This window comes from Achromobacter animicus (assembly GCF_040775605.1).
Lineage (GTDB): Bacteria > Pseudomonadota > Gammaproteobacteria > Burkholderiales > Burkholderiaceae_B > Achromobacter > Achromobacter animicus.
Genome location: NZ_JAYGJK010000001.1, coordinates 3,557,083 through 3,568,792, shown reverse-complemented (window position 1 = coordinate 3,568,792; position 11,710 = coordinate 3,557,083). Strand labels below are relative to the sequence as shown.

The 11,710-nt window shown below is 62.7% G+C and carries 12 protein-coding genes; 5 read left to right on the top strand and 7 right to left on the bottom strand.

What is annotated here, in order from left to right:
* Positions 1–156: 156 nt before the first annotated feature.
* The 4 genes from AB3147_RS16160 (at position 157) to AB3147_RS16145 (ending at position 5,203) form a co-directional block, all read left to right on the top strand.
* Positions 157–1,815 carry an MFS transporter gene (locus AB3147_RS16160; RefSeq protein ID WP_218344215.1) on the top strand — a complete coding sequence of 553 codons (1,659 nt, stop codon included), beginning with the start codon at positions 157–159 and terminating at the stop codon, positions 1,813–1,815.
* 65 nt (positions 1,816–1,880) lie between these two features.
* Positions 1,881–3,527 carry an AMP-binding protein gene (locus AB3147_RS16155; RefSeq protein ID WP_367352419.1) on the top strand — a complete coding sequence of 549 codons (1,647 nt, stop codon included), beginning with the start codon at positions 1,881–1,883 and terminating at the stop codon, positions 3,525–3,527.
* Complete coding sequence (locus AB3147_RS16150; protein WP_367352418.1) at positions 3,524–4,288, top strand: SDR family NAD(P)-dependent oxidoreductase; 765 nt, start codon at positions 3,524–3,526, stop codon at positions 4,286–4,288. The genes AB3147_RS16155 and AB3147_RS16150 overlap by 4 nt, the downstream gene beginning before the upstream one ends.
* 69 nt (positions 4,289–4,357) lie before the next feature.
* A complete protein-coding gene (locus tag AB3147_RS16145) occupies positions 4,358–5,203 on the top strand; it encodes an enoyl-CoA hydratase/isomerase family protein (protein WP_367352417.1) in 846 nt (281 codons plus the stop codon).
* On the opposite strand, the gene AB3147_RS16140 is transcribed toward AB3147_RS16145, so the two are convergent.
* From AB3147_RS16140 to AB3147_RS16120, 5 genes are all read right to left on the bottom strand, one after another.
* Positions 5,147–5,980 carry a TetR/AcrR family transcriptional regulator gene (locus AB3147_RS16140; protein WP_175183757.1) on the bottom strand — a complete coding sequence of 278 codons (834 nt, stop codon included), beginning with the start codon at positions 5,978–5,980 and terminating at the stop codon, positions 5,147–5,149. The two genes, AB3147_RS16145 and AB3147_RS16140, sit on opposite strands and share 57 nt — an antisense overlap.
* A 325-nt stretch (positions 5,981–6,305) precedes the next feature.
* Complete coding sequence (locus AB3147_RS16135) at positions 6,306–6,788, bottom strand: hypothetical protein (RefSeq protein ID WP_175136193.1); 483 nt, start codon at positions 6,786–6,788, stop codon at positions 6,306–6,308.
* A 22-nt stretch (positions 6,789–6,810) separates the two neighbouring features.
* A complete protein-coding gene (locus AB3147_RS16130; RefSeq protein WP_343737250.1) occupies positions 6,811–7,458 on the bottom strand; it encodes a hypothetical protein in 648 nt (215 codons plus the stop codon).
* Positions 7,459–7,652: 194 nt separating this feature from the next.
* Positions 7,653–8,135: a nucleoside deaminase gene (locus AB3147_RS16125; protein ID WP_367352416.1), complete on the bottom strand. Its 483-nt coding sequence runs from the start codon at positions 8,133–8,135 to the stop codon at positions 7,653–7,655.
* A 57-nt stretch (positions 8,136–8,192) separates the two neighbouring features.
* Entirely contained in the window at positions 8,193–8,786 is a 594-nt protein-coding gene (locus AB3147_RS16120) for a BPSL1445 family SYLF domain-containing lipoprotein (protein ID WP_367352415.1), read from the bottom strand.
* A 214-nt stretch (positions 8,787–9,000) separates the two neighbouring features.
* On the opposite strand from AB3147_RS16120, the gene AB3147_RS16115 reads away from it, so the two are divergent.
* Positions 9,001–10,047, top strand: coding sequence for a hypothetical protein (locus tag AB3147_RS16115; protein ID WP_367352414.1), 1,047 nt, complete (start codon positions 9,001–9,003; stop codon positions 10,045–10,047).
* 3 nt (positions 10,048–10,050) lie between these two features.
* Here AB3147_RS16115 and AB3147_RS16110 read toward each other — a convergent pair whose 3' ends face one another.
* The gene (locus AB3147_RS16110) at positions 10,051–10,629 is read right to left on the bottom strand and encodes a hypothetical protein (protein ID WP_367352413.1); all 579 of its coding nucleotides are present in this window, start codon (positions 10,627–10,629) and stop codon (positions 10,051–10,053) included.
* 140 nt (positions 10,630–10,769) lie between these two features.
* Positions 10,770–11,513 (bottom strand): DUF899 family protein, encoded by a 744-nt coding sequence (locus AB3147_RS16105; RefSeq protein ID WP_438861022.1) that lies wholly within the window; start codon positions 11,511–11,513, stop codon positions 10,770–10,772.
* Positions 11,514–11,710: the final 197 nt, after the last annotated feature.

Genomic DNA, 11,710 nt, shown 5'->3' with positions numbered 1-11,710 from the left:
CGATATGAGGGTTTTCACATATATGGACAAATACGATAATTGAAAATATTATTCCTGCACATAAAGCGGAAGTGCGTTCGCACGGCGAATCCGCTCCGCAATAAAGGTGAATCCTCAGCATTAACAGATGAAGGCCTTCACACAGGAGGAGGGGAAATGGAAGCTACCGCAACTGCACCGCGTTCATCGTCCATGTCAAAAAGGGACAAGCGCGTCATCGTCGCTGCATCCCTGGGCACGGTGTTCGAGTTCTACGATTTCTTTTTGATCGGGCTGCTGGCGGCAGAGATCGCCCGCGTGTTCTTTTCTGGCGTGAATCCCACGGCGGGATTCATCTTCACGCTGCTGGGGTTCGCGGCGGGATTCATGCTTCGTCCGTTCGGCGCCATCGTCTTTGGCCGGTTGGGCGACTTGGTGGGACGCAAGTACACGTTTCTGGTCACCATCGTACTGATGGGTGGTTCGACGTTCCTGATCGGCGTGCTGCCCTCGTATGAGACCGCCGGCCTCATCGCTCCCATAGGCTTTGTCGTGATGCGCATGATCCAGGGTCTGGCACTGGGGGGGGAATTCGGCGGTGCGATGATTTATGTGGCCGAACATGCCCCAGCGAACAAACGCGCAACCTGGACGGCATGGGTGATCCTGACGGCGGCGGTTGGCTTCCTGCTTGCCGTGGCCGTCATCATTCCGCTTCGGCTCACGATGGGGCAGGAAGCGTTCGGCGCGTGGGGCTGGCGGATTCCGTTCATCATTTCCATCGCGCTGCTTCTGATCTCGTTGTGGATCCGACTGAAGTTGGACGAGTCTCCCGAATTCAAGAAGATGAAGGCCGAAGGCCGGGCGTCGAAGTCTCCCCTTGCCGAAACGTTCGGCACCTGGAAAAACGTGCGCCTCATTCTGATCGGTGCATTGTGCATCCTGCCCGCGCAAGCAGTGCTTTGGTACACGGGGCAGTTTTATTCGCTGTTCTTCCTGACCAAGGTGCTCAAGGTCGAAACGCTGACGGCGAACTTCATGTTGATCGTTGCGACGCTGCTCACGGCGCCGCTCTACATCGTCTTTGCCAATCTTTCGGACCGTATTGGCAGACGCCCGGTCTACATCGGCGGCTACGTGCTCGCGGCGGTATTGACCATTCCGATCTTTCAAGGGCTGACGCACTTTGCCAACCCCGCGCTGGAACGCGCCCAACGCGCCGCGCCCATCTCTGTCGCGTCCAACCCCGCGGATTGCTCCGTCCAGTTCAACCTGCTGGGCACGAAAAAATTCACATCGTCCTGCGACGTAGCAACCAACGCCATGACGGGGCTCGGGCTGAACTACACGAGCCTTGCCAGTGCGAACACGGCCCTTGCCGAGATTCGGGTGGGCGATAAGGTGATCGTGTCGTATCAGGCGGATGCGCCGAACGCGGCGCAAGAGAAGCAGCGGTTCGATGCCGAGTTGCGCGCAGCGTTGGTCGACAAAGGTTATCCGCTTGGCACGGCCAACCCGCAGGACGTCAATGCGCCGGTCATTGTTTTGCTGCTGATGGTGCTCCTCAGCTTCGGCACCATCACCTTTGCACCGTCCACGACGTCGCTACTGGAGATGTTCCCGTCGCGCATCCGCTACACCGCCATGTCGTTTCCGTATCACCTGAGCGCAGCGTGGTTCGGCGGCTTTCTGCCGGCGACCGCATTCGCGATCGTGGCGGCCACCGGAAACATCTACGCGGGTTTGTATTACCCGGTCGGCATTGCGGTGGCCTGCACAGTGCTCAGCCTGATCTTTGCGCGCGAAACCAAAGGGACCGACATCTCACGCGGGTGATATAGGTGGCCGCGCGCGCCTGGCTTTTGGCGCACGCATGAAAAGACATACGACAGGAGACAACCATGAAGGCAGGGGAATACAGCCCGGCGATAAGACAACGGCTTGCGAGCCTTATCGACGCCTACGGAGGCGAGAACGCGTGCGCGAGTTATCTGCTTTGCGACCGCCACGATCCGAAGGCCATCGCCTATCGCATCGTCACAAGCAATGGCGAAGCAGTGATCCTCACCTATGGCCAACTGCGCGAGCGCTCCGAAAGGCTCGCGTCGGGCTTGAAAAAGCGTGGTTACGGCGTCGGCGATCGCATTGCGTCGCTGATGTCCAAGGGAGAGGATTATCTCGTCACGCTGCTTGCCATCTGGCGGCTGGGCGCGGTGTATGTGCCGCTCTTCACGGCGTTTGCCAAGCCGGCCATTGAGATGCGGCTGGCAAGCAGCGGGACAAAGCTGGTGGTTTGCGACGCGGCTCAGAAGCCTAAGCTCGATGCGTTGGTTGGCGAGCTTCCCGGGCTGTCGCTGGCCGTGGCGGGGGGCGCGACGGATAGTGAGCTGACCCTTGCCGACATCGAGATGAGCGGCGAAGCCGACTTCCCCGCCCACGTCACGTCGGGCGGTGGGGCCGTCATTGAGGTCTACACGTCCGGTACCACGGGCAAGCCCAAGGGCGTCGTGGTGCCGCTGCGGGCAGTCGCGGGCTTTCAGGCCTATGGGGAATTTGGTCTTGGACTCGTTTCGGACGATATCTTCTGGAATGCAGCCGATCCGGGCTGGGCTTATGGCCTTTATTTTGGCGTGTTGGTTTCGCTGTCGACGGGCGTGGAGTCCATCATGCACGTCGAGAAGTTCACGCCCGAGGGGACCTTGGCTGTCCTCACGCGCCAAGGCGTCACCAACTTCACCGCGGCGCCCACGGTGTACCGCAGCCTGAAGGCGCATGGCGTGCCGGATGGACATGTCGCTTTGCGTTGCGCATCCAGCGCGGGTGAGCCGCTTACGCCGGACGTGAATCTGTGGGCGCCAGCTGGTCTGGGCGCGCAGGTGCATGATCACTTCGGGCAGACCGAAGCCGGGATGCTGCTTAACAATCATCATCATCCCGACCTTGCAATGCCGATCAAGCCGGGCTCCATGGGTCGCGCGCTGCCGGGCTGGGACATGACGGTCATCGACCCGGCGACGCATGAAGAGTTGGGTCCAAACCAGTCCGGGCTGCTGGCCGCGCGGCTCTCCGACAGTCCGTTGGCGTGGTTTGACGGCTATGCCCGCACTCCTGAAAAGAACGCTGACCGGCTGACGCCCTGCGGGCGATGGTATTTGACGGGAGATTTGGCCTCGTATGACGGCGAGGGCTACTTCCGCTTTTCGTCACGGGATGATGACGTGATCATCATGGCGGGCTATCGCATCGGCCCCTTCGATGTGGAGTCTGTCATCGCCTCGCATCCGGCGGTGCGGGACGTGGCGGTCGTTGCGGTTCCCGACGCGATCAGGGGTGAGGTCCTCGAAGCCGTCGTGGTGCTGAACCACGGCTACGTCGCCACCGAAGAACTGTCCGAGGCCCTCAGGCAGAAGGTGCGCGCCGATTACGCGGCGCACGCTTATCCGCGCCGCATTCACTACCGCGACGAACTGCCCAAGACCCCGTCCGGAAAAACCCAACGATTCGTGCTGCGCAACGAGCTGCGCGGCAGTGTGGAGGTAAAGGCATGAACATTGCTGGCGCGGCTGGAATTGTGACCGGCGCGGCCTCCGGACTGGGGCGGGCGACCGCGGAATTGTTGGCCAGGCACGGCGCCAGGCTTGTCCTGCTCGATATGAACGACGACGGGCTGGAACGCACGCGATCGGAATTACCCGGCAAGCATGTGGCCCTTCGCGCCGACGTGTGCGATGCGCAGGAGGTGAAAGCCTGCGTGGACGCCGGCGCGGCAGCTTTCGGAGACCTTCGGTTCGTTGTCAATTGTGCGGGCGTGCCGTCGGCCGCCAAAACGGTCTCGCGTGGCGTGGCACACGACCTGGACGTCTGGAACCGGGTCCTGGCCATCAACCTGACGGGATCATTCAACGTTTTGCGACTGGCGGCTGAAAGGATGATCCATAACCCCCCTGACGCCGACGGGCAGCGCGGCGTGATCGTCAACACCAGTTCGATCGCCGCTTTCGACGGACTGAAAGGACAAGCCGCCTACAGCGCCAGCAAGGCCGCGATCGCCGGAATGACGCTGCCGATCGCGCGTGACCTGGCCGAGTATGGGATCCGCTGCATGGCTATCGCACCAGGCGTTTTCGGGACCGAGCTCACGATGAACGTGCCGCAAAAGGGGATGGAAGCCATGGAGAAAGGCTTTCTCTTTCCGAAGCGCTGCGGCCTGCCGGCGGAGTTTGCTGCCATGGTGCAGTCCATTCTCGCCAATCCGTACGTCAATGGGACGTGCTATCGGCTTGACGGCGGAACCCGGTTTGCGCCATGACGAGCCGACGCGAGCGCGGGGCGCAGAGCCGCCGCAATGTGAATGCCGATGAGAAACCAAGGTGATGTGATGAGCGACGCAGGATTGAATGGCACGGGGCAGCGGCTGACGCCCATTTGCATCGTGCAGGCTGGCATGGCGTGGATCACGCTGAACCGGCCCGAAAAGGCAAATGCTGTCAGTTCCGGTCTGCTGGATGAGGTGCTGGCCGCAATCGAGGCGGCAGAGTCGGCGCCGGACGTAAAGGCGATCATATTCTCCGGAGCCGGTCGCAATTTCTGCGCGGGCGCCGATCTCGGTGAGCTGCTGGAAGGCGGACGCACGGCTGTCCGTACCCTGCTGGACCGGTTCCGCGAGGTATGCCGGCGATTCGAGACCTCCCGGCTGCCTGTCGTGGGCATGGCTCACGGCGCCGTGCGGGCGGGGGGACTGGAGTTGTTGCTGTGCTGCGACGCAGTGATCGCGTCGCAAGACGCCACCATTGGCGATGCGCACGCCTTGCGCGAGTTGCTGCCAGGCGGGGGAAGCAGCGTCCGTCTGCCGAGGACCATCGGTGTGCAAAGAGCCAAGTGGATGATCCTGTCGGGCCAATCCATCACGGCAACGCAGGCGGTGGACTGGGGCATTCTGCATTCCGTCGTACCCGCAGAGGATTTGACGCATTCCGCCCTCGCGCTTGCGCAAGAGATGTCCGTCGCGCATAGGGACACCCTTGCGAGGGCCAAGTCGTTGCTCGTCGCGTCTTACACGCTTGGCAAGGCGGACGCGTTGGAAAACGAAATAAGGACACTTGAGCTGCACGCCGGTACGCCGGTCATGCAGACGGGACTGGCGCAGTTCGTCGGCCGCACGCACTCGTCATCGCCGCGAAACGCCCCGCACGCAAAAATCCGCAATGTCCCTGACGCGATCTAGGCGCAGCCGGTCATGAACGTCGTTGTTACGCGCAAGCGGACCCACCAGCGCTTCAAACAGCGATCCGACAATGCACGCCGACGAGACTTCCGGGTTCTGGTCGGCAAACTCCCCGCCACGGATGCCGCGCTCGATGATCGTTTCGAACACGCGCATCAGTTTGCTGCGGTACTTGAGCCGCTCGATCTCGATGGCCGAATCGACAGGCTCCGCGACCAAGGCATAGCCCAGCTGCTTGGCGCGGATGGCGCGGCTGCCGAAGGTGTACGCGCACTCCTTCAACAGATTTGCCGGGGTGTCGTCGCCCATCGCAACGCCGGCCACGACATTGACCTCGTGCTGCGAAACGTGCGCTACGACCTCGACCAGCAGGCTTTCGCGCGACTTGAAGTATCGGTATAGCGTCGCCGGCGACATACCCGCGCGCTCAGCGATGGCGTTGACCTGTGTTTCGCGAAACCCCACGCTTGCGACCAGATCAATGGCGGCCGCCAGAAATCGCGCACGCTTGTCGTGCTGTGGCAAGTTGTAGGTCGGCCGGTCGGCGCGGGGATTCGTGCGCGAGGCCGTGGTTTGTCCCACCGCAATGGATGCGTCGTCTGTCTTGGCCAGATACCAGTTCTCCGCAAAATGCCGGGCCTGGGTTAGATCGTCAGTCTTGGTGCTGACGCGCTGGCTCTTGCCGTCAAACGTGCCTTGGCATTGCCAGAATCTGCTGTTCGGCCGGCGATAGATACTGATCCGACCTCCAACAGCGGAATGCCGCTCATCAGCCATTGGTTACGCGCTCCCTGTGTAAATCACAAAAAAAGGATTCCAATTCTTGCACAATTTACGCGCCGATAGGGAGTCCGGGGGGCGCGTTGTAGCGCTGTTCCGAGCGTCGCGTGGCGATCCCCTGATGGATCACGCCGACCAGTTGGACGTCATCGTGGCCGAGGACGCTGCGCGACCCGGGATCTGGAACGGACCGACGGGGCGTGGTCGACCAAAACAGCCTGGATCGGGCTGCACTGGCAAGCATGGACGAAACGTTCGTGGATGAGTTAACGCAAGCGCAGGTGGTTGAAGCTGCCGGTGCTTTAAGCGGTGTCGGGCGCGTTCAGGCGGCCGGCTTGTCCCGATTCTTCCGAATCAGCACCGCGCCGCCGATCGTCAGCACCAGACCGCCGCCGATGTACGGCAGGCCAAAGATCAACAGGGTGAAGAACAGCGCCGTATTGGCATCCCGCGCGCCGGGGCCGCCGCCGGTGTGCATCGCGGGATCGATCTGCAGCATGGCAATCGCGGCAGTTAGCAGCAACATCACGCCCAGCGTCGCGCATCCCCAGCCGAACAGACGGCGCAGGTTGGCAATGCGCGCCAGCGCCACGGCCGACACGACGGCCACCAGGACATAAAGAACCACGCTGGCCATTGCGACCCGATCCAGCAAAGCCGAATCCAGTGGGTCAGCGCCTGCCCCCGCGCTCGGATATACGCCGAACACCGCCAACAACAGTGGATTGGTGATGCCAAAGCTGGCGCTACCGATCAACAATCCGAAGACGATGCTGACGAGCCATTTGATCGCGGTAGGAGGCATGGGGCGGGTCGCTTCTGAAAGGTCAGTAGTAGATGTCGACGTAATCGGTCAGGCCGCCGCACGCTTCCATCTGCTGCAGGCGCCAGTACTTGCGCTTTCCGGTCGCCTTGAACTCGTAGTCGCCGGTGCGTTCGCAGCGGCGGCCCTTGTCCGGCGCGTCCAGGATGAGGATCGTGCCGCGCAGCACGAAGCTGTCGCGGCCAATGGAGACGACCTCGCCTTTGACCTTCAAGGTGCCTTCATGGTTGGCCTGCGTGCCTTCCAGGCGCACCACGTCGTTGTCGTCGATCGCGTTCATCTTGCCGCGCTTGGCGGACCACAGCCATTGCAGCGTGACGCCGCTGTTGTTCAGGAGCCGTTCGTAGGCGGCCTGGTCGTTGATCTGGGTTTTTTGCACGGGCGCCAGGGCGCCGCCGGCCGGCGCCTGCTGTGCGGGCGCTTGTTGAGCGGGCGCGCGTTGCGCGGGCGCCTGCTGCATCGGGGCCTGTTGAGCCGGAGCCTGCTGCGGGGCCGGCGCCTGGTTGCCCGAATTGGCGCGCGGGGGGAGGATGGCTGCGCCAGGATCCTTCTGCGCGAAGGCGGCGGCAGAGGCGAAGGCCAGGCCCAGCGCGAGAAGCAGCGTTCCGGACTTGCGTTTGATTCCCGAGGCGCGGGCAACGTGAGTTTGCATGGTCTGTATCAAGAGAGGAGAGGGATGCGCCGTCTTTCGTCTTGATGGGACCGGTCGTCGACCCTGACCCCGATTACGGCACGGGCGCCAACTTATCACGCCCGTGCGCGCAAATAATTGCGGGGTTTACCGTAGCTGTATCCATTCGTTAGGCGGAAAACAGAATGCTTCACCCTGCCGTGATCTGAAGGTGTTCACGCCCTGCGCCGCACATTCTCTTCATGCAGTGCCCGGACCTGTTCGACGAACTCCGGCACGGGCCCTTCAGCCTGGATGCCGTCGACGACTTCGTAGATGGGCAGAGGCCGCACGGCCGAAGGTGGCACACCCCAACCGCGCATCCACTCGGCGTACTGGGCCGACGACACGGCGTAGACGATTCGGCCAAGTCCCACCCAGCCGTGCGCTGCGGAACACATCGAACAGTGCTCGCCGGAGGTGTACACCGTGCAGGCCGCACGCTCTGCTTCCGGCACATTGTTGGCAGCCCATCGGGCAATCTCGAATTCCGGATGCCGCGTACGGTCGCCGCTGGAGATGTGGTTGTGGTCTTCAAACAGCACCCGCCCGTCGCCCGACACCAGCACCGATCCAAACGGCTGGTCGCCCGCATCGAGCGCCTGTCGGGCCAGCTCGACGCAGCGTGCCAGGTGCTTCTTGTCCTCTTCGGTAATCACGCGTGATCTCCTTGTCAAAATCGAGGCCGGCGCGGACCTCCCGCGCCGGCGCAGTCGCTACAGCAGCAGCGGCGAAATCTTGCTGCCATCCACCGACACGCCCGCCATCAGGCCGCCGTTGTTCATCACGAAGCCGACGATGGGTTGCTGCGCGGTGTTGGAATCGATGCTGCCGTTGACACCCACGTTGGCCACGGCGACGGTGGCGTCCGCGCCGATGGTCCAGCCGCTGCTGGCGCGGAACTTGGCCAGCGCGTCGTCCGTCATGAAAAGCAGCACCATCGCCTTGGACTGCGCGCCCGCCTGAAAGCCGATGGAGCCGCCCGTAATGCTGTAGTAGCCCTTGTCCTGACCGCTGACCTGCAGCACGCCTGTCCCATGCTGGGCGCCCACGATGAAGCTGGCGCTCAGCACCGCCGGAAACACCAGGACGCCCCGAGCGCGTTCCAGCAGCTGCCGTGATTGCGGCGAGGATTCATACAGCTTGGACAGCGTGGCCGCCGTGGCGGCATCCAGTTCCTGACGCTTTTCGGCGGCGGTGGCCGTAGCGCGCGAATCCGTCGTGGTGCAGCCCGCAAAAAGATAACCTGCCATGCCCAACGTGACGGCGGCGACGGCAGTCCTGCGGAATTTCGAAGTGATATCAAGCATTTGCGCTTCCTTTTTGTGGGTGACCAACGAGGTACATCAAATCATCTCCTGGCTGGAGATTACCCCGGCTCGCGCGAGGAGGCGACGGGTGTAGGTCGTTCGGGGTGAAAAAGTGTTTGCTTCCGGGTCGGTCGCGCGCGCTTACGGTGCCCGGTTCTGCCGGCGTCGAATCCACTCAGCGCAAGACCGAATCCCCTCGGTTTAACATCGCGCCATGCTCCTCATCATCTTTCTCTGGATCGCACTCGCGATCGTGGTCGGCTTCATGGCCAAGCGTCGCGGGCGCAATGGCATTGGGTGGGCCTTGCTTGCCGGCCTGATCAGTGCGCCGGTCGCGGGCATTTTCCTCAAGCGCATTCCCAACCGGTCGCCGCTTGCCAGCCAGCCGCTCCTTTCGACGCATATCGAATGCCTGCATTGCGGCGAGCGTATTTTGCGTGAGGCGCGCGTGTGCCGGCATTGCGGCGGCGACGTGACCGACGCGGGTCTGACGGCCGTGCGGCAAGCGATGCCTGTCGGGTACTGGTTCGACCTGCCCGACCCCGCATTCAAGCTGATGCGGACGGCGGACCGCGTGGCGTTGATAAAGCCTGTTCCGCCGTGGATCGTGGTGGACCAGTCGCTTGACTCCATCGTCATCGGCAGCCGCTGGCCCGGAAAGCTTTGGCGCGTGCGTGTCGTGAAGCAGAGTGATATGTCCGATCTGGTTGCGGAGCCGGGCTACTGGCGCGCCAGTGCCATCGAATTGCTGGAAGCGTTGCCGTTGTCGGTGCTGTTCGGCCCGAAGGGCGAGGCGGTGCTGGAGATCATCGCGCAGATCAATACGCTGTCGCGCAGCGAGGCGCAGGCGCTGGCCGACAACCTGCCGGAGAACGCCTGGATGGCGTACAGCCGCGCGTGGATGCGCTGGTCGCAAGAGGACGGCGAGCCGGCTGCGGATGAAGAAAGCAATTGGCGCGGCGCGCTGGCCGCCACGCGCCGGGGCGACAAAGCCCGGTCGCCGGTTCACTCCGGCTTTCTGCTGATCCACAGCCAACTGCGGCAGCGCGCCGAGCAACTGGACGGCGGCAACGCGTTTACCTTGATCGAGGAAGACGGCGAGACCGAACAGGTGTTGAAGCCGATGTGGCAAGCGGCTTGCGATGCGCTGCTGTTTGCTGCAATGGCGCGCGCCGCGCCGCAGTATGTGTCCGACGAGGACGCGGTCATGTTGCTGCAGGCCTGGACCCGCGTGCTCAGGCGTGAAAGCGAGCGCGCTTGAGATTCACCACATCGATTCGTTCAGGATCTTCCGGGCCCGCTTGAACGTGATGACCGCTGCGCCGGCCGCGAGAATCAGCGCGATCCACCCGTTCATGTTGAACTTCATCTTGCGCGCGTAGTTCGCGTCGTGCACCAGCTTTGCATCGACCAGCGTTTCACCGTTCTTGCGCACGCCATAAACCCGGACGGGAATTGCCATGTTGTACTGAAGCGCAATCGTGCTGTCGGCAAGCTGCGCATCGTTTTCCTGCACCGCAAACTCTACTTGCTCTCCCTCGGTATACGGAACTTTGTAGGTCGCTTCATAGAACTTGAACACCATGTAGGGGTAGTTGCCTGAATACACGCAGAGCGCGCCATAGTGCTCCCACCGCCCGCGAATCTTCGCCCTGGTGTCGCAGCTTGCCACCTTGTCCACCCGCAGGCTGATCGTGTTCAGCTTCGCGGGGTCATAGGGCAGACGGACGTCTTTTGCCGCGTTGAAGCAGTAGATGGCGATACCGACGAGCACCAGCGCGGCAATTGCGGGAAGTCGGCAAGGCAGGAGGGCGCGTTTCCAGTCAGCCAGCTCACTGCTCATGCTGGCTGACTCGGGAACGCGGACGGCGGTTGTTGAGGCCTTGGTCGATTTTCATGACGCGCGCTGCAGAATTTGCGAGCGCTGATTTTAAACAGGCGCTGAAGCAAGCGTTGAATCACGCGCGCTGCTGCGACGCCTTCCTACTTCGGATCGCAGTGATTCCGGAACGCCTTCTCGCCGGCGTCGGACACCTCGACCCACTTCTGATCCGGCGGCGCATCCTGCACATAGCTGTCGTGCCAGTTCCACCACTTGTACGGCGGCGTCTGCGGATAGCCCGCGGGGGAATCCTCCCAGGTCTCCTGCCGTCCCAGCGGCGTGATGTCCAGGTAGTTCCACGTGCCGCCCATCTGCTCGTCGCCACGGTTGTTCAGGAAGTAAGTGCGATAAATGCGGTCGCCGTCGCGAAAGAACACGTTGGTGCCGTGCCATTCGTCCACGCCGAAGTCCGCATCGAAGCTGTCGGTCAGCGTGAACCACGGCATCGTCCAGCCCATGCGCGCCTTCAGCCGTTCAATGTCCTCCTGCGGCGCGCGGGACACGAAGACCAGCGTCGTGTCGCGGGCGTTCAGGTGTGCCAGATGCGCAACCTGGTCCGCGACCATCGAACAGCCTCGGCATGCGTGGTCCGGCCAGCCGAATACGCCCGGCTCGTGAAACGCTCGGTAGACGATGAGTTGCCGGCGGCCGTCGAACAGGTCGCGCAGCGTGACCTTGCCGGACGGGCCATCAAAGACGTATTCCTTGTCCACCGCCGTCCAGGGCATGCGGCGGCGCTCGGCAGCCAGCGCGTCGCGGGCGCGGGTGTGGGCCTTTTCCTTGATGAGCAGTTGTTGGCGGGCGGCTTCCCAGTCTTCAGCGGATACGACCGGGGGCGTCTGCATGGCGGCGCGGGCGCCGTTGCCTGCGGAGGCGGGGGGTGTGGTCATGGGGTGATCCTCCTGGTGTCTTTAGTTACCGTGCGCTCTGTTCGGGCGGGGGGAATGGGAACAGTGTGGCACCGGGAAGGGCGGTATAGGAGTAACAAATCTGGCGCGAAACTTCGCCAGACTGGTGCCGCACGATTTGCGCGATCCGTTCG